Origin of the sequence: Bacteroides oleiciplenus YIT 12058, from assembly GCF_000315485.1 — a bacterium.
GTDB lineage: Bacteria > Bacteroidota > Bacteroidia > Bacteroidales > Bacteroidaceae > Bacteroides > Bacteroides oleiciplenus.
Map to the genome: position 1 here is coordinate 1,900,011 of NZ_JH992940.1, position 18,363 is coordinate 1,918,373.

Annotated in this window: 22 protein-coding genes and 1 pseudogene; 16 read left to right on the plus strand and 7 right to left on the minus strand. The window is 40.8% G+C overall.

Annotation, left to right across the window (positions count from 1 at the left end; all coding sequences use genetic code 11):
- The first annotated feature begins 310 nt into the window (after positions 1-310).
- Genes HMPREF9447_RS07980 through HMPREF9447_RS07990 form a run of 3 tightly spaced genes read left to right on the plus strand, consistent with a single transcriptional unit; the run spans position 311 to position 3,535 of the window.
- Complete coding sequence (locus tag HMPREF9447_RS07980) at positions 311-1,708, plus strand: RtcB family protein (RefSeq protein ID WP_009129194.1); 1,398 nt, start codon at positions 311-313, stop codon at positions 1,706-1,708.
- A 14-nt stretch (positions 1,709-1,722) separates the two neighbouring features.
- Positions 1,723-2,448 carry an RNA ligase family protein gene (locus HMPREF9447_RS07985; RefSeq protein ID WP_009129195.1) on the plus strand — a complete coding sequence of 242 codons (726 nt, stop codon included), beginning with the start codon at positions 1,723-1,725 and terminating at the stop codon, positions 2,446-2,448.
- Complete coding sequence (locus HMPREF9447_RS07990) at positions 2,426-3,535, plus strand: ATP-binding protein (RefSeq protein ID WP_009129196.1); 1,110 nt, start codon at positions 2,426-2,428, stop codon at positions 3,533-3,535. The genes HMPREF9447_RS07985 and HMPREF9447_RS07990 overlap by 23 nt, the downstream gene beginning before the upstream one ends.
- Before the next feature lie 30 nt (positions 3,536-3,565).
- On the opposite strand, the gene HMPREF9447_RS07995 is transcribed toward HMPREF9447_RS07990, so the two are convergent.
- Entirely contained in the window at positions 3,566-4,477 is a 912-nt protein-coding gene (locus HMPREF9447_RS07995) for a DUF6268 family outer membrane beta-barrel protein (protein ID WP_009129197.1), read from the minus strand.
- Between the two features lie 151 nt (positions 4,478-4,628).
- Between HMPREF9447_RS07995 and HMPREF9447_RS08000 the strand changes: the two genes are divergently transcribed.
- The 3 genes from HMPREF9447_RS08000 (at position 4,629) to HMPREF9447_RS08010 (ending at position 7,419) form a co-directional block, all read left to right on the plus strand.
- Complete coding sequence (locus HMPREF9447_RS08000; protein ID WP_009129198.1) at positions 4,629-5,639, plus strand: sensor histidine kinase; 1,011 nt, start codon at positions 4,629-4,631, stop codon at positions 5,637-5,639.
- Positions 5,636-6,379: a LytR/AlgR family response regulator transcription factor gene (locus HMPREF9447_RS08005; RefSeq protein ID WP_009129199.1), complete on the plus strand. Its 744-nt coding sequence runs from the start codon at positions 5,636-5,638 to the stop codon at positions 6,377-6,379. The genes HMPREF9447_RS08000 and HMPREF9447_RS08005 overlap by 4 nt, the downstream gene beginning before the upstream one ends.
- A 149-nt stretch (positions 6,380-6,528) precedes the next feature.
- Entirely contained in the window at positions 6,529-7,419 is an 891-nt protein-coding gene (locus HMPREF9447_RS08010) for a YitT family protein (protein WP_009129200.1), read from the plus strand.
- Positions 7,420-7,440: 21 nt separating this feature from the next.
- Here the strand turns inward: HMPREF9447_RS08010 and HMPREF9447_RS08015 are convergent, their stop codons facing one another.
- The 6 genes from HMPREF9447_RS08015 to truA form a co-directional block, all read right to left on the minus strand.
- A complete protein-coding gene (locus HMPREF9447_RS08015) occupies positions 7,441-8,085 on the minus strand; it encodes a DUF3256 family protein (protein ID WP_009129201.1) in 645 nt (214 codons plus the stop codon).
- 52 nt (positions 8,086-8,137) lie between these two features.
- Complete coding sequence (locus tag HMPREF9447_RS08020) at positions 8,138-8,608, minus strand: GAF domain-containing protein (protein ID WP_009129202.1); 471 nt, start codon at positions 8,606-8,608, stop codon at positions 8,138-8,140.
- Positions 8,609-8,610: 2 nt separating this feature from the next.
- The gene (locus HMPREF9447_RS08025; protein WP_009129203.1) at positions 8,611-8,976 is read right to left on the minus strand and encodes a helix-turn-helix domain-containing protein; all 366 of its coding nucleotides are present in this window, start codon (positions 8,974-8,976) and stop codon (positions 8,611-8,613) included.
- Between the two features lie 2 nt (positions 8,977-8,978).
- Positions 8,979-9,272 (minus strand): type II toxin-antitoxin system HigB family toxin, encoded by a 294-nt coding sequence (locus tag HMPREF9447_RS08030; protein WP_044137584.1) that lies wholly within the window; start codon positions 9,270-9,272, stop codon positions 8,979-8,981.
- A 132-nt stretch (positions 9,273-9,404) separates the two neighbouring features.
- Positions 9,405-10,301, minus strand: a complete 897-nt coding sequence (locus tag HMPREF9447_RS08035; RefSeq protein ID WP_009129205.1) for a DMT family transporter — start codon at positions 10,299-10,301, stop codon at positions 9,405-9,407.
- A 78-nt stretch (positions 10,302-10,379) separates the two neighbouring features.
- The gene (truA, locus tag HMPREF9447_RS08040) at positions 10,380-11,135 is read right to left on the minus strand and encodes a tRNA pseudouridine(38-40) synthase TruA (RefSeq protein WP_009129206.1); all 756 of its coding nucleotides are present in this window, start codon (positions 11,133-11,135) and stop codon (positions 10,380-10,382) included.
- Positions 11,136-11,289: 154 nt separating this feature from the next.
- On the opposite strand from truA, the gene HMPREF9447_RS08045 reads away from it, so the two are divergent.
- The 10 genes and pseudogenes from HMPREF9447_RS08045 (at position 11,290) to HMPREF9447_RS29075 (ending at position 18,346) form a co-directional block, all read left to right on the plus strand.
- Positions 11,290-12,132, plus strand: coding sequence for a hypothetical protein (locus HMPREF9447_RS08045; RefSeq protein WP_009129207.1), 843 nt, complete (start codon positions 11,290-11,292; stop codon positions 12,130-12,132).
- A 470-nt stretch (positions 12,133-12,602) separates the two neighbouring features.
- Positions 12,603-13,214, plus strand: coding sequence for a TetR/AcrR family transcriptional regulator (locus HMPREF9447_RS08050; protein ID WP_009129208.1), 612 nt, complete (start codon positions 12,603-12,605; stop codon positions 13,212-13,214).
- A gap of 98 nt (positions 13,215-13,312) precedes the next feature.
- Positions 13,313-13,588, plus strand: a pseudogene (locus HMPREF9447_RS08055) (recombinase); the annotation flags it as partial.
- Positions 13,589-13,660: 72 nt separating this feature from the next.
- Positions 13,661-14,083: a hypothetical protein gene (locus tag HMPREF9447_RS08060; RefSeq protein ID WP_009129210.1), complete on the plus strand. Its 423-nt coding sequence runs from the start codon at positions 13,661-13,663 to the stop codon at positions 14,081-14,083.
- A gap of 50 nt (positions 14,084-14,133) precedes the next feature.
- A complete protein-coding gene (locus HMPREF9447_RS08065; RefSeq protein ID WP_009129211.1) occupies positions 14,134-14,751 on the plus strand; it encodes an NAD(P)H-dependent oxidoreductase in 618 nt (205 codons plus the stop codon).
- 52 nt (positions 14,752-14,803) lie between these two features.
- Positions 14,804-15,646, plus strand: a complete 843-nt coding sequence (locus HMPREF9447_RS08070; RefSeq protein WP_009129212.1) for a hypothetical protein — start codon at positions 14,804-14,806, stop codon at positions 15,644-15,646.
- A 104-nt stretch (positions 15,647-15,750) separates the two neighbouring features.
- Complete coding sequence (locus tag HMPREF9447_RS08075) at positions 15,751-16,509, plus strand: PoNi-like cognate immunity protein (protein WP_009129213.1); 759 nt, start codon at positions 15,751-15,753, stop codon at positions 16,507-16,509.
- A 9-nt stretch (positions 16,510-16,518) separates the two neighbouring features.
- The gene (locus HMPREF9447_RS08080) at positions 16,519-17,040 is read left to right on the plus strand and encodes a DUF7691 family protein (protein ID WP_009129214.1); all 522 of its coding nucleotides are present in this window, start codon (positions 16,519-16,521) and stop codon (positions 17,038-17,040) included.
- Between the two features lie 105 nt (positions 17,041-17,145).
- Entirely contained in the window at positions 17,146-18,030 is an 885-nt protein-coding gene (locus tag HMPREF9447_RS08085; RefSeq protein ID WP_009129215.1) for a hypothetical protein, read from the plus strand.
- Between the two features lie 31 nt (positions 18,031-18,061).
- Positions 18,062-18,346 carry a hypothetical protein gene (locus tag HMPREF9447_RS29075; protein WP_009129216.1) on the plus strand — a complete coding sequence of 95 codons (285 nt, stop codon included), beginning with the start codon at positions 18,062-18,064 and terminating at the stop codon, positions 18,344-18,346.
- The last annotated feature ends 17 nt before the right edge of the window (positions 18,347-18,363 follow it).

Below are 18,363 nucleotides of genomic sequence, written 5' to 3' on the forward strand. Positions count from 1 at the left end.
ATTAAAAAAGTTGCATTACTTTTGTCACCGATAAATACAATACTTACCCCTTTAAAACTGAAAGAAAGGGATTAATTTATGTTGAAACTATAATATCTCAGCCAGGACTAAGTTGACTCATCGGGATGATGGGGCTTTGCAATATTCTTGATTAGCCCTAAATCACATTTATAATTTTATTATTATTCACTTCAATGCAGTGGACGGATACAGTTATATCCATTATCCCAAAGCATTGAATACACGCATATTGCATCTATCCGTTGTTTGACGGACAGCCAATGCCGTATGCATACATAAAAAAAACAATATGGGAATACGATTAAAAGATTTAAGTAAGCTGGGATATAGAGACAATGTAGCGCGCAGCCTGGCAGTTGCCATCGTCAGCAAGCATTGCAAGCATGACAGTAAAGAGCAAATTATAACCACTCTGAGCGACCTATTCGAAAACCCCGATACTTATAAAGATAATGAGATATGGAGCAAGCTGGCCGAACACCTCTCCCCTACTCTCATAGAAAAGAAGTTCACGGCATATGATTTGCTCGATGAGCCTCTGCCTTACAAAACCTATGGCGGGAAGTTCATAGAGACACTTGCCAAACAACAAATGAACCTGGCAATGAGGCTGCCTGTCACCATAGCCGGAGCATTGATGCCCGATGCACATGCCGGATACGGATTACCTATCGGTGGCGTACTGGCTACGGACAACGCAGTTATCCCTTATGCTGTGGGAATGGATATCGGCTGCCGAATGAGCCTGACAGTATTTGATGCCAAAGCCGACTATTTGAAAAGATACTCGCACCAGATAAAGGAGGCGTTGAAAGCTTATACTCATTTCGGCATGGATGGCGGTCTGCCTTTTATGCAGGAACATGAAGTGACGGAACGGGAAGAATTTCAGATGACGCCGCTTTTAAGGGATTTGCGTGGCAAAGCCATCCGGCAATTGGGAAGTTCCGGCGGCGGAAACCATTTCGTGGAATTCGGAGAGCTTCTTTTGCAGGAAAGTAATGCGTTGGGAGTGCCCGAAGGTAATTATGCGGCATTGTTGTCGCACTCCGGCTCACGCGGATTGGGAGCAGCTATAGCGATGCACTATAGTCAGATAGCACGTGAAGTTTGCAAGCTTCCACGCGAAGCACAGCATTTCGCCTGGCTGGATCTAGACTCAGAAGAAGGGCAGGAATATTGGATGAGCATGAACCTGGCAGGAGACTATGCCCGTGCCTGCCACGAACAAATACATCTGAATCTGGCAAAGGCATTAGGTCTGAAGCCGATAGCAAATGTGAACAACCATCACAACTTTGCCTGGAAAGAGGAAATTGCTCCCGGACGCACTGCTATCGTGCATCGTAAAGGGGCAACTCCCGCACAGGCAGGACAACCGGGACTTATCCCCGGCAGCATGGCAACTCCCGGTTATCTGGTAGTGGGCAAAGGGGTGGAAGAAGCTTTGCATTCCGCCTCGCACGGTGCCGGAAGAGCCATGTCCCGCCAAAAGGCAAAAGATAGTTTTACACAATCGGCTATGAAGAAATTCCTTTCACAAGCTGGAGTAACCCTGATTGGCGGCAGCATTGAAGAAATGCCATTGGCTTATAAGAACATCGAACGGGTGATGCAAACCCAAGAAACATTAGTAAAGGTGCAAGGCAGATTTACGCCCAGCATCGTAAGAATGAACAAAGAATAAGAAAGGAGCAACTTATGTTATCAGAAAAATATGGCCGCACTTATCACTATCCGTTTTCTCCCGGAACGACCAGTGACGACCGCATCAATCATACGTATTGGGAAGATATCCAACAAATAGGAACCCTGACACACACCGAAAAGCTGGACGGAGAAAATAATTGTCTGAGCTGCCATGGTGTATTTGCACGCTCGCATGCAGCACCCACCACCTCACCGTGGACCCGGGAACTGCGCGAGCGCTGGGAACTAATGAAAAATGATTTGGGAGATATCGAGATATTCGGCGAGAACCTGTATGCCGTACATTCAATAGAGTATCGCAAACTGGAAACACATTTCTATGTATTTGCCGTGCGCTATCTGGATAAGTGGCTGTCATGGGAAGAAGTAAAATTCTATGCCGCGTTGTTTGATTTGCCAACGGTGCCTGAGTTAAAAATAGATTCTGTGAAAGATTTTACACAGGCATCACTTCAACAACAGGTCATCAGTCTGGCACAAGAACCGAGCGTATTCGGTTCACGCGACCCGCAAACCGGAATGGATTGTACCCGTGAAGGTGTTGTCACCCGTAATATTAGTGAATATCCCGTTAGTGAATTTGCCCGCAACGTATTCAAGTATGTACGCAAAGGGCACGTAAAAACCGATGAGCACTGGACGCGCAACTGGAAACGCGCCCGTCTCATTTGGGAATCAGGAAAGGAGAAACAAAATGAGTTGGAAACTGACAGATAATAAAGATTGGCTCTCACTGGAACAGCAGTTCCGGTGGGTGCAAGATATGAACAATGTAGCGCAACATCGCTTACACCATGAAGAAGGTGATGTAGCCATACATACCCGCATGGTATTGGAAGCTTTACAGCAGCAACCGGATTATCAAGCTTTATCCATGACCGAACAGGAAGTCTTATGGACTGCCGCACTGATGCACGATGTGGAGAAACGCTCCACATCCGTGGATGAAGGGGAAGGGCAAATCACCTCCAAAGGCCATGCCAGACGTGGTGAATATACAGTACGCACCATACTTTACAAGGATGTCCCCGCCCCATTCCATATTCGAGAAACGATAGCCGCCCTGGTGCGCTATCACGGTTTGCCGATTTGGGTTATGGAACGGGAGAATCCTGCGAAGAAGGTATGCGAAGCATCCCTCAGAGTGAATACACGTATGCTGAAAATGCTTTCTGTGTCGGATATTCAGGGACGCATCTGCAGAGATAAGGCAAGTCTGATGGAATCAGCCGAACTCTTTGAAATGCTTTGCCGTGAACAGGATTGCTGGGGAAAAACACGTGATTTTGCAACCAATCATGCCCGCTTCCATTACTTCCGGACGGAAAACAGTTATATAAACTACGTCCCGCATGACGACTTCAAATGTGAAGTAACTTTGCTCTCCGGTCTTCCGGGGATGGGGAAAGATTATTATCTCAGCACCTTGTCACAGGATATTCCGGTCATCAGCCTCGATGCTATCCGTCGGAAATGCAAAGTCAGCCCGACGGATAAATCCGCCAATGGCAGGGTTGTTCAGGAAGCTAAAGAAGAGGCACGCAATTACTTGCGTAAAGGGCAGAGCTTCGTATGGAATGCGACCAACATCTCACAACAAATGCGCTCCCAACTGATTGATTTATTCATCACCTATGGAGCCAAAGTGAAGATTGTTTATATCGAAAAGCCCTATGAAGTGTGGCGCAAGCAAAACCGTGAACGGGAATTCATGGTTCCCGAGCCTGTACTGGATGCAATGCTCGGCAGACTGGAAATTCCACAGTTGACGGAGGCGCATGAGGTGGTATATCTTACTTTATAAAGCTGTACTCACAACCCTTGTTTCAACCATTTACCTCAATCGAAGCACAATACTTGCCGAAAGATAGGGGGAAATCTGGAAACAAGGGTCATTTTCCCTTCCCATCGCTTTAAAGAATGCCGACAGGCTTCTACCATCGTAGTATGCAGTACGTATAGCATTAAAACCTATCGTGATGGGAACAGAAATGCGCTTAGCAATTTTGAGTTCAGGGCGGAAGCCAACAACAATGTATTGATGCGTAAAGATTTTATCATCTCCATCCAGCTCAGTCAAAGCCATTTGCCCACCCATTTCTGTGATGAGACTGATATTGAACACCTCGTTCACATTATACCCCACTGACAGATTAACCCCATCCATCGCTGAGAAGTTACAGGTCAGCTTACGCCCATAATTCCAATTAACATATAAAGCAGGAAACGCCATAGGATATCCAAATGCATTGTTCAATGCCACACCGGCACCCAATTCCAGATTGGGAAGCATACGTCTGATAAAGACGACTCCCGCACTACCCAATACATTTCTGAATCTCAGGTGCGAAAACCGGGTATCATCCGTGTACACTCCTACTCCCACAGTTGCCATCATCGACCACCTTTGACTTAAAGGGCGGATGTGAAACAATGCCATTTGCAAGTTCATGATTTCAGATAATACCAGAGGTTCCGTAAAGTTCTTATTGTCAAGAGATACATAAGCGCCCGAAAGTCCGATGCCCCATACCGTCGGTTGGTTATTCTCATTCACCCTCATGGATAAGGGGAGATTAGCGGTTCCCTGATAAGTCAAAGCGGAACCTTTGCTGCTGCCCACTTTCTGATTATGTTCATCCCGATAGCTCGATGTCCCGAAATACTCTGTTGTAAAAGAAATCTGCGCTATGCTTTCCACAGAAACCAGTAGCAACAAGATTGTTGTAATAGATATCAATTTCATTTTCATTCTTCTTTTTAATGATTTTACGCCACAAAGATTGGCAATACCAAGGCGAACAAAGAAATCTTTTTGACGAACCACCGGTTTGCCTGTGACGAAATGAATAGGCGACAAACTTTTTATCCTTTATCTTTGCAACATGAAAAAGGATATGACATTAAAGCCACGGCAACTTCCCACTGTTTTCTGGTCACTCATTGCCGGCACATTCTGGATACAGTTTCTCAATATGTCCGCCAATGTATATGAAGCGACACTTCTCGCCGCCTGCATTTGTGGCAGCTACATACTGATGAACCACTATCTATGCAATCATTTGCTGAAAAAAGCAATACGCACCAAACAGATGAAACGTTTCTGGCTACTATTCATAGCGCTTTGTATTCCTACAAGTTTGGCAGTGGCTTCTTACTTCGTCCTGTTCCAGTATCTTGAACATATAAGCGTATTCCCTCCATCCGATATTTTCATAGAAGGAAAAGAAAGTCTTCTGGAAAATGCCACCCTCTTACTTCCCGGCACATTGGTAATCAACCTCGCCTTTTGCGGCTTGCGCTTCTACTCGGAAAACCTTCAACTGGAGAAAGAGAAATCACAATTCATATTTCAGACATTACGGCAGCAAATCACACCACACTTCATGTTCAACGTACTGAACCACATAAACATACTAATGCAGGATAATGTGCCATTGGCTTCTTCACTGTTAGAAAAATATTCGGATATCCTGCGCTATCAGCTATACAACAGTCAAAAAGAATACATCAGCCTGGAACAGGAAATACAGTTCCTGCAAAACTATATCGCAATAGAAAACATACGCTGGGAAGACAAACTGACCGTCGGCACCGAATGGCAGGTAGAAGACGGTACTATCGAATTCCCCCCCCTATTATTGCTGACATTCATAGAGAATGCCTTTAAGCACGTATCGCACACGCCAACAGAGAAAGGACAAATATACATACGACTTGAACAATGTAACCGTCATATCCATCTTGAAGTCACCAATTCCAAATCTCCCTATTCCAGCCGGGCAGGCACAGGGCTGGGCTTGGCAAATACAACCAAACGACTGGATATCCTCTTTCACAAGAAATATCAATTGTCCGTCAACGAAACAGAAACAAAATATCAAACTTTACTGAACATTGAGCTATGAAAGAACCCCTTGAACCGCAGCCTCTGAAATGCCTCATCGTAGACGATGAACAAATCGCCATCAAAGGTATTGCAAACCACATTGGCAAACTGGACTTCCTCACAGTGACCGCCACCTGTGCCTCCGCGTTGGAAGCAAGGGAGATATTAGAAAGCCAGTCCATTGACCTCATGTTTCTGGACATCAACATGCCCTATCTTTCCGGTATTGATTTCTTGAAATCACAGGAAGAAGCGCCTCTGACCATACTAACCACTGCTTATTCCGAATATGCCTTGGAAGGCTACCAACTGAATGTTGTCGATTATCTGTTAAAGCCCATCTCTTTCCAACGCTTCTTTCAGGCAACCACTAAAGCTGCCCATGCTTTCAAGACCCAATTGTTATTGCAAAACAGCAACCTAACGGAAGCCACCAAAGAGATGTACATCAGGCAAGGAGACGCTTTCACTCAAATATTCTGGAAAGATATATTGTACGTGGAAGGAATGCAGAATTATCTGAAACTACACTTCAAAACCAAAACTCTCATCATTCACCAGACCATGACTTCACTGGAAGAGATGCTGCCACAAAGTTCTTTTTTCAGAATACACAAATCCTTTCTGGTAAACCTGTCGCATATCGACTCCATCGCCAAAGGAAGAGTGTTCATCAACGGGAAGGACCTTCCCCTCTCAGCACAAAGGCGGGAAGAGTTACTACAAACAGTAGTTTACAAGAATCTTCTCAGCAAATAAATTTTAAGTCCATCCCTCACGAACAATAACCTTTTGAACAAGTATTCAAAAAATTAGATTTATCTTTGCGCCGATTTTACGGCCAAAACACATTTATCATGAGAAAGCTTGTCAAATTAGTTATAACCCATACTTGCGTATAAAGTCAGATGAAAAAGATTGTAAATGTCCCGTCAAAGCAAAGCCTTCTCCGGGAAACGAGAGATTATGTGATGATTGCCCTGGGATTGATTCTTTATGGTATCGGCTGGACGGTATTCCTATTGCCCAATGACATAACCACCGGAGGAGTACCGGGCATTGCCTCTATTGTTTATTTTGCTACAGGTTTTCCTGTGCAATATACTTATTTCAGCATCAACTTAGTTTTACTGCTGCTCTCTATCCGTATTTTGGGATGGAAGTTCAGTATCAAAACTGTATTTGCGGTGTTCACGCTGACATTCTTCCTGTCCGTGATACAGAAACTGGCAGACGGAGTGGTGTTGTTGCACGACCAGCCTTTCATGGCGTGTGTCATCGGCGCATCCCTCTGCGGAGGCGGTATCGGCATCGCTTTCTCCTCTAACGGAAGTACGGGCGGAACGGATATCATCGCTGCCATCATCAACAAATACCGTGACATCACGCTGGGGCGGGTGATGCTGGTCTGTGACCTGATTATCATCTCTTCCAGCTACTTTGCATTGAAGGATTGGGAAAAGGTGGTTTATGGTTATGTAACCCTCTACATTTGTAGTTTTGTGCTCGACCAGGTGGTGAACAGTGCACGGCAATCGGTCCAGTTTTTCATAATCAGTGAGAAATATGAAGAAATAGCCCGGCACATCAATGTATATCCGCACCGGGGAGCTACCGTAATCAACGCTTCAGGATTCTATAGCGGCAAGGAACAGAAAATGTTGTTCGTACTCGCCAAGAAGCGGGAATCGACCATCATTTTCCGGTTGATAAAAGATATAGACCCGAATGCCTTTGTATCGCAGAGTGCGGTTATCGGGGTATACGGGGAAGGATTTGACAGAATAAAGGTGAAGTAATTCTTATCTTCAATAAACAAACTATTCAGCAGAAACGAATTTATCTTCTTTCCACACATAAACAACAGGACGGCGGAGATACGGTTTCAGTTTCTCTGCCGTTTCTTTATCCATATAATCCGGTGTAGTAAAAGTGAAAGTCAATGTATTATCCTTTGCAGAAAGATTGGCTTTCATCAGCAGCATATCCGCCTTTTCGCCTGCATCTCTCACCTCATAGTCCAATAAAGTATCGGGCAATGACAGGAAGTCTTTCATTACCGGAAGCGCCAGATAAGAAGAAGCCGGCAGTTCTTCCCAGTTTGTTGTATAGAAATGCACATCACTGTCGCATGCTGGGGCGCAAGCTGTAGCTACAACACAAATCAGCTTCGTGGTGTCATTCATTGCCAGCAACTTCATCTGCCAGGAACTCTGGGGTGTCATCTGTACGTTAATATAATCGGGAGAAAGTTCCGTCATTTCCGATTTACCCCCGAAACGGTTGGTTACTTCCGCTTTCATTTTACTTTCCAGGAAGTCGATGCAATCGGCACGATTCACGGAAGTGAGTAACGAACTGAGGCTATCGGGCATATTTTTGAAATAAGTTTTAGCTTCCTGAGCTTGCAAAGAGCACATCCAGGCACAAGCCAAACATAGGAACATTGTCAATTTCTTCATCATATTATTTTTCTGTTATTTCACATTCTATATTCTGTCATTTCAACTTCACGCATCAAAGCCAGGAGCACACTTCTTCAAGAAAGCGTGCATCTGTTGCGTCAAAGGTATTCAAATTCTCACTGTCTATATCAAGCACACCCCACACCTCTCCGTTTCCACGAACCAGCGGAACCACTATCTCCGAACGGGACAAGGAACTGCACGCTATATGTCCGGGAAATGCATCGACATCGGACACAACAAGTGTTTCCGCCTTAGCCCATGCCGTGCCGCAAACACCCCGTCCTTTCCTGATGCGTGTGCAAGCTATCGGCCCCTGAAAAGGGCCAAGCACCAATTCTTCTCCTTTCACCAGATAGAAACCTGTCCAAAAGAATCCGAACGTCTCTTTCAGCGCAGCCGAAACATTCGCCAGATTGGCAATGAGGTCATCCTCACCCTCAATCAGGCTCTTTATCTGGGGAAGCAAAGTTTGATACTTTTCGGCCTTGTTACCGTTGCTGACGGATAAATCTTCTGCCATGATTATACTCCTAATACGATATGAGCATCAATATTCAGTTTTCTGCTCATCTCACGAGCCACCTTCAAAGTAGGCTCACTCCTTCCAGTAAGATAGTCACTAACCCGTGAAGTGCTCACTCCAAGTAATTCAGACAACTTAGCCTGATTGATTCCCATCTCATACATACGCAATTTTATCACATCAACCAAAGAGGGAACTTTGATTGGATAATGTTCGTCCTCATACTCTTCTACAAGCCCTGACAATAAATCCAGCTCAATAAGATTTTTATCAGTCAAAGGAGTATCATCATCAACTAATGGAAGAAGTTCTTCTATTCTCTCCATTGCCGCCTTATAGGCTATTTCACTCTGAATCTTTGCCATACCTAAACATTTTTAGCATCTATATTATCATAATCCGTATGAGTACCAATAAAACGAATTAAGACTGTCTTAATAGTAAATTTAATCACTACAATCAATCTATAATTATTGCCTCTAATATTGAATACATAGTGTTGATTGCCTACATTATCAACACTATTAAAGGTCTTTTTCATATCAGCAAAACATGTCCATTCTGCTTTCTTTACTTTCTGATACCAATCTTCAAGAGCAGTTTCAGCATCAGGATTTTCGGTATAATATTCAACTATTTTACTTTTAGCAATTATTCTCATTACTCGCACGATTTGCACAAAGGTATATGTTTAATTTTGAAAAACAAAATATTTTATTATCTTTCAAAACTATTAATATAAGATGCTTCTTACTTTTTCTCTAAATCTTCCTTTTTTCAATAGTAATCAGTACTATTTGCTTCCCAAATACAGGAAGAACATTCCAATCAATACCAAAATGAGGTCGACAGCCTTACTTTTCAAATTCTTTTCACGGAAGAAGAGCGCTCCGAAAAGGAAGGATACCACTACACTGCCACGGCGAACCATTGAGACTATGGAAATCATGGAGTCTTCATAACTCAGGGCATAGAAATAGGCAAAGTCGGCGGCACTAAGGAAGACGGATATTAAGATAATAGTCCAGTCCCAACGGAAAGGCGTGCTTTCTTTCCGCTTGGGATACCATAGCAAAAGAATGATGGGGCACATGATAAACACCTGATAGACATTGTACCACGACTGCACAACCATAGGGTTGAACTGCTTCATCAGATATTTGTCATACAATCCGCTGATGGCACCGGTGATGGCGGCAAGCACAATGAAGAGTATCCATTTGTTATGCTTGAAGTCGATACCCTCTTTCTTGCCGGAACGGCTCAACATAAAGAAAGAAAGCACGGCAAGCATGACTCCAATCCACTGGTACAGGTTCAATCGTTCGCCGAATATCAACATAGCACCCACCAGCACCATTACAGGACGGGTAGCATTTATTGGTCCTACGATAGTCAGTGGTAAATGTTTCATGCCGAAATAGCCGAATATCCAGGAGGAAAGAACGATAAAGGACTTGATAACTATAAACTTATGAACTTCCCAGCCTACGATGGGTACGTCAAACATCGTTCCGCTAAGTGCAGGGGTAAAAGCGGAAATAAGTATGAAAGGAAGAAATATCATACTGGAAAACACCGTATTCAGGAACAGGACGGGAAGCACGGCATTGTCGCGCAATGACTTCTTCTTGAAAGCATCATAAAATCCCAGCAAGGTGGCTGAGACGAAGGCGAGTAATAACCACATATTAAATAAAAATTGAAAATTAAAAATTAAAAAAGGGCTTGGGGTAATAAGACTATTCCGGTTTACTACTTTGGGGAATTAACTGGTGATAAACAGTTCTTCCGGATAGGTGACGTCTACCAGAAACAGGGCATTGCCGGGGACGGAGGTACCGGCTTTGCAGCGGTCTTTCTGTTCGATGACACGGCGAAAACCATCAATAGTGAGCTTGCCACGCCCCACTTCAAGTAAAGTACCTACTACTGCGCGAACCATATTGCGCAGGAAACGATCGGCCTGAATGGTGAACACCCAGGTTACATCATCTACCTGTGTCCAGGCAGCGTGCATGATGCGGCAATTATTTGTTTTTACGTCCGTATGCAACTTGCTGAAACTGGTGAAATCCGTATAATCAAACAAAATACGGGCAGCTTCGTTCATTCGCTCAAAGTCCGGCGCCTGAAAAAGACGGCAACGATATTGGCGGTTGAAGGGAGACTTGGCTGTAGTCACGTAGTATTTATACATGCGGGCTATTGCGTCAAAGCGGGCATGGGCATCAGGCTTCACTGCACGAATACGGTAGATAGAAATGTCTGGTGGCAAAAGACGATTCAGCTTATCGGTAAAAAAGGCGGTATCAAGCGGCTCGTCACTATCAAAGTGGGCTACCATCAGGGAAGCATGCACCCCGGCATCGGTACGCCCGGCACCAATAACCTCTACTTCACGGCGCATCAGTATGGCAAGCGCACGCATCAGACACTCTTGTACACTGTCTCCGTTGGGTTGTATCTGCCAGCCGTGGTAGGCGGTTCCGTCGTAAGCTAAATAAATAAAATACCGTTGCATACTCTTTTGCTTTCATTTTCCGGGCGCAAAGATAGCGCAAACCCCAAAAGAAATGAAAGAATACGTCAACAAATCTTGCTTCCATTGTTTTATATATGTACCTTCGTCACTAATTTACTATCATATAATAAAATAAATCTTGAATAATACAAACATGGAACGTGAAACTGCAAGATTATTAAAAAATACTGCTATTTGGATGATCCTTATTCTCATAACAGGAGGCAGTATCGGTTTAACAGAAAGATTCTTTGGTAAACCAGCCTCTCTCATTGTAGGCGCATCAATTCTCTCTGGATTCATGTATTGGGATTTTCTAAAAAGAAAATCAGCAGAAGACACCACCAGGCAAATCTTTGAACTTTTAAAGGCCAACCGAAAGAACAGTCTAACAACCCCACCACTCGGAAAGACAACTGATTTCAAGTTTCAAACTTCATCAGTCGACTACTGGTTCTCAATATCACCCCAACAAAAGTGCCACATCCTATTCTTAATGAATTTTATATTAATCAGCGATTCTTATGAAGAAATACACCACAAAATTTTCAAAGAGATACAATCATTCATCGCTGAACATCCGGAATATAAAGATACCATACTACTCCACCAAAATTCTTTATTCAATGACATTTGGGATTGTTCTATAAGCTGCGAAGCAGACAAACTCATATCTAAATCCCAGCTCTTGCTTATAGGGAATTTTCTGAGAAGTATAGAAGATAAATATCTTCATTCCGTAGAGACTTACCTTAGTTTCTATGATCGTTACGAAGATATGATTTACTATGTGCGTTATATGAATGGCACAGCTATAGAGTCATATATAAAAGATGAAGAAAATAATATCTGGGGAATACAGGATGTATTGGACGATGAATATTTCACATTAGCTAGATTACACAAACAATTAAAATCCGGAATGATAAACATAACCCCATCTTCTTTAGAAGAGTTTGCCCTAATGAAAGAGAACGCTATTTGTGAAATAGATTGAGCCGTCACTTTTTTCTATAAAAAACTGCGGGAAAAGTTTAATTAACTAATTGTCAAGACGTAAAGAGTAGAAAGTTAGGTAACAGGTAACGAATTAGTAACGGTGCGGGGTTCTTTGCGTTTCTTCGCTCTGCGCTGATAACTTGGTACAAATGTACAAAAATAGACTGAAAATAGGAAATAAATGCGGTGTTTTTTTATTGGGGGGATTTTTGAGGGTGAACGGATGGGCTGGAAATGAAAGGTGCAAAAAAGAGGGTTGCACAGTGTATTTTTGCGATGTTGTAAGTTGCTGATATTCAGTGTGTATTTTACAGGTGCAAGGTGCAGCTATATATATAGATATAGCTGCACCTTGCACCTGCCCTATCACTTGTCCTAAAATAGCTTTGTGGAATGTGTTGTTATGCGGATAATTAAACGGGAGAAAAAGTGTATCTTCGTAATTGAAATATAAAATCTGTATGTGATATGATAACTAACCGGGATGAAGTGCTGGAAAACGCATTTAAAGTTTTTGTGAAGATGAACTATGAGAAAGCGAGCTTTACGGAAATTGCCAAAGCCTGCGGGTTGGCAAGGACTGGCATTGTTCATTACTTCCCCCACAAACAAGACTTGTTTGTGGCTGTGGTTGATAAGTTCATATTTCAAACACATCACCCGAAAAACAAGTTTAACAAGACCGAATGTACACTGGCGGAGTTTATCGAACAGTACATACAGGGGATAATTGTTACTATGAAGCGGTTGTGTGAACTTATGGATGATGGTAACAATCCTTATGGATGCAGTCCTAATTTTTATTATTATCACTTCTTTGCACAAGTTAGAATGTACTACCCCAATATAAAAGAAAAGACTGTGCATTTCTTTGCACAGGATTATGAGTTGTGGATGAATATTATACAGAAAGCAAAGGATAACGGAGAAATACGACCTGATACGGATGTTAAAAGGGCTGCTACCATGTTCAGGCAAATGTACTTCGGCTTATCATACGAGCAATCTTACTTAAACGGGCTTGATGTGGAAGAACTGGCAAGTAATTTTCGCTATATTTATTCCCTGCTAAAAGCCTGATTTTCATTTTTTAATGTTTTCGGCAAAATAAAAACCGAATGAGTGTTCGCTTTTCGTTGTTTTTCTTATCTTTGGAGCATGAATCTATTTTCAGCAATATGGATAATGTACAGAAACAACGGGAAAATGTCGTCTTGCACAAGGAAAAAAGGGACGGGCAGAACTGCATACGAATAGAACATTCAAACAGTCAGACTATTGCTTTGCTGTTTGCCCAAGATACCGAAATAAAGGTAGATGCAAACAGTTGTGCCTATATGTCAGCATCCACTTTCCGGCTTTCAGCATTTTATGACCGCTATTCTCCCCATTCTTATATTGATTACAGTCGGGTATATATACGGCATCCTAAACGTGAATATATATTGCCAAAAGTATGATTCATTAGAGATCAGGAACTACACCATAAGGTGTGGCTATTGAATAATTACTAACAATAGTGCAATATGACAGTTAAGATAAAACTAAAACATATTCCATTTGATTGGCGAATTGGAAATTATGATTTTGATATAATCACTTATCCAAAGAATCGAACAGAAAGTTTGGCATTACGAACATCTGCATATAGCTCTGTAACAGACAGAGAAAGAGATATTCTTCTATTGTTTGATAGAGTGATAGAAGTTCGACTGCATAACTTCAACTTTGAAGAAATGTATTATTCAGATTTTGAGATAGAGAATACTTTATCAAAGGAAAGTTTCTGTTTTGAAGTTCTTAATTCAGACTGGCTCAAACAGCAACCATTTGATTCATTGAATTATCAAAATTTCAAGCACTTTCTTTTTTGGGGATATGATAGTTTTATCGAAGTCTTAGCTGACTGTGTTAAAATTGAGTTAGTAACAAGCCAAGATAACTGCTAACGCAGCTCCTTGTCAAACCATTACAATTGATAAAATAAAAAAGAAACAGAATGAAAGTGTCAGTAATATTAGGACATCCATACAAGGGCAGTTTTAATGCTGCTATTGCTTATATCGTAACAGAAACATTGGAGAGTAACGGACATACAGTTATGTTCCATGATTTATATAATGAAAAGTTTAACCCTTCCATTCCCCCAAAAGAATTGGTTTGCGACGTTTCGGATGATGAATTGGTGACATTACACCAACGGGAAATAAGGGAAGCGGACGGAATAATAATCATTCACCCTAACTGGTGGGGACAACCGCCAGCCATACTAAAGGGATGGATCGACAGGGTGTTACGTGAAAATGTAGCCTATACCTTCCCGGTCGGTGATAATGGTGGCGGATTGCCAATCGGATTGCTAAAGGCGAAAGCAGGCATTGTATTCAACACATCGAACACTCCCGAAATACGGGAAAATGAAATATTCGGTGATCCCTTGCAACGCATTTGGAAGGATTGCATTTTTGATTTTTGCGGGGTTGCTGTGTTTGACCGGAGAATGTTTCGTGTGGTGGCTAACAGTTCGGCTGAACAGCGAGCGGACTGGTTCAAGGAAGTTAAAAGTGTGATAAACAAATATTTCCCGGCTAATAGAGTTTATAACAACGAAAAATAACATCTGACGATGTTGCTTTCTAACCATTACTAACAATTTAATAACTAAAGAAATGAAAGTTGAAAAAATATTCGGACTAATATTGCTATTCGTTAGTATTTGCAGCATTACAAGCTGCGATGACAAAAATGAAAATGTTCAGGAAGCGATACCGTTCCATTTGAAAAAACACTATTATGAAGTAGCTTTAAGAGGTTACAATAGCATACCAATAGTGAATGGAAGCGGAGATGTAAATGTGTTCGTTGAAGACGAAGAAATTGTGAGTGCCACATACAACGGAGAACTCTTTGCAGACCAACAAAAAGGTGTAATTCTTGTGGAAGGGAAGAGCAAAGGAGAAACAACTATAAAAATCACAGATAATATAACTCGTGAATCCGAAACAGTAAGTATAAAGATAACCGATTCTTATGTAGCCTGCCATATCACGGAAAGCAATCATCCTTTCCTGAAAATGGGTATCACTCTATTCCTGATAAATAATGAAGCACGAAATTTCTATGCTTTCCAAATGAACGATATGCACCATACCTTGTACGAAAAGCCTTATGGCTATGGGGCTTATAGTTTATGTGTCGAAAAAACAACAAAAGACAGTAAAGCGGAATTTATTCCATATCTCACCTTAACATATACATCTGATGAGAATGGTAGTTACATTACTGGAGAAATTCCTCAAACAGATCATAAATTCAATATATTACATCCCTCACAATTCGTTTATCGTGTCTTTGAAAGCAAACTTGGCGTTAATTGGGACAATATGGTAGAAAATGCTACACGCTCTAATTATCCAGATAATATTTTGCAAATGCAAGAAGAAAGTATGGGATATTCAATCATAGGAGAATTAGACACCGATTATAATATTCCGGAAAATATTTTGGATTAGAATTAAACTCACTGGTTACGAATTAATAAAGTTAGTAACGAGGTTGAGATAACGGCTAAATACCATTTTTCACATCCCATTAACATCAAAATAGTGTACCATACATGGAAGCAAGAGATAAGTTGAGTACAAAAGAAAATTTTTTATCCCTTATTGGGTTGCAAACTGAATTTGTTGACGATTGTAAAAAAAACATACAGAATTTGAAAGACAGTGAAGGGAAAGGTATTCAATTATACAGTTTGCCAAACATAGAAGTTATTCAGAATAAGTATGAAACAATTTTAATGTATGAATATGATAATTTACTTGCAACTTATTCTATGGGAGAAAACATAGATAAGATATTGCCATTATATAAAGAAATCGTTTCATTCATGGATATTGCATGGAAAAAAGACAATGGATATATTCTAATGGTAAATATGCTTTCTATTGGTATATTATTAGATGTGGAAGATACTATATTCAATAAATTAGCAATGATTGTCCAAAAGGATAAACCAAACGATTTCTTAATAAATTATCTTCTTCATCACATATGCAAAATTGATGTTTCACCAAATACCGATAATTTTTTGTTCCCTCGACCTTATGCAGTAACAAAGGAAATTATCTTGTTTGCTGAAAAAGATAAGATGTCAAGTGTAAAGAGATTAAAAAAATATCTTTCACAAGAATGGTACAGAGGTCATTCAGATTGTGGTTGGCATAACATTCATAAGATAAACGTATTTGCGCACTCTGGCTATTGGAGTTTTGAAAGTGGTGCATTAGTCAAGGTCTTGGGGTTGGACGACAGCAGCCTGAAAGGGTTGCCCTACTATCCTTACGATATGGTACATTGGAACGGCATTAAATAAAGATAAAGTATGAGTTACTATGTTTATGCTTATTTGACAGAAGCCGATAAGGTAAAATCCGTTTATGGGACTTGCGATAATCTGCTGATAAACCAGCTAAAGGCTTCATTAAAACAAGAACTTGACAGGCTGAACGATTATTTCAGCGATAGCCTGAACACGGATAAAGATGCTTATGCAGTATTGACTGACATAGTGAACGGAAAAATCCGTTATCCTGAAATTGCTTTCATGTACGGATATGTATATGAAAAGATTTGCAGCCATTACGGGACATTAATCTACAATGCAGAAAACCTATGGCAGTTGGATAGTCAAAGTACATTTTTCCCTATTCCGTTGAGTGATGATTTTCCCTACATTATCAGCATATCCGTTTCTGAATTGGAGAGCAAGCGAACGGAATACACTTCGTTACAAGAGGGTAACGGCATCGGGGATTATGACTATGAGCAGGAAATGGACGACTTGAATTTCATTTTCGATGAAGCCATTGAAGCGCAAAAAGATCTTGTAATTATGGTGTATTGATGTGGTACACTGGAATGAGAATAAAAATGACGTTAATAACGCAGGATAACGGAAAACCGTTCCCTGCTGAACCATTACTAATAATTCAGCTAAAAACAAGAACTTATGACAATAGAAACTCTCTTTAAGAATTTGAAAAAAGCTGTTGCTTATCAAGAACGGGAAAATAATTCCTTTTATGAGGAATTAGGAATGAGAATAAAAGGCTACTTCTTAAATCAAACATATCATTCTTGTTCTTCAATCGAGTTAACTTATTATGCGGAAATGACAATGCTAAAAAGTTATTTAGCGTGTATAACAAAACCGAGTAAAGAAAGTTTTACAGGTCTTGCAGACGCATTCTTATATGATTTTATAGCATTTTCAGTAATTCCTAAAGATAAAGAGGATAAAGCTCGATTGCTTTTCACAAGTTTAGATATGTGCCATCGTATATTAGGTATTCTTACTTGTTTATCACCACAAGATGCTAAAATTGCGTTTGAATGTTTCTTAAATGTAATAGAAGATGAAATTGAAATGGGCAATGGGGTTCGTTATAAGAATACCTTATTTCCTGAGGTATTTATATTATATGACTTACTCACTGATAATAATTCGTCTGCATTATTGAACAAATACATTGGAGATACACCTATGCACTCTGTCTATAAAAACTTTTTGCAATTAATAGATTCTGACGATGAAGATTCCATTGATCTTGCGATAGATGAAATGGTCGATTATCACCTTATGCAATGCCGGAATGATACTTACCAACGTGAGTTTTACAGTCGGGCTTGGCGTTTTATACCCGTTGAAATATGGGCTTTCTTACGGTTACGAGTGATTAGAGGAAAAACTATTAGTTTCGTAAAAAACAGAATGATAAAGAAATCTATACCTTTTCTAATGCAAGAAAAGTACGAATTATCTCAAACGGCACAAAGTCTTAAAAAGGTGATTTATAAGAACTATATTAGTAACAAGGTCGAGCCAACAGTTTAACGCTGTTTCTCACCAAACCATTATAAACAATATGTATCGTATTGCAAACATAGTATTATTTGTTCTTGCCATTTTCGTGATAATGGGTTGTTCTTGCAGCAAAACTCTGTGTGAACGTAACATACAAGATGAAATACTCAATGTTGATAAACTTCGTAAGCAAAGTAAGAAAGAGTACCGCTATATAAAAGAAGATGCTGAAAGATTGTTTGTAAATTCGGCAACGGTTTATCCCGATACATTATACTGCCAACAATACACTTCATTGCAAGGTTACTTTTATGGAGAAACCGGATTTGACTTATATTGTATGTGATATGCACAATTTAATGC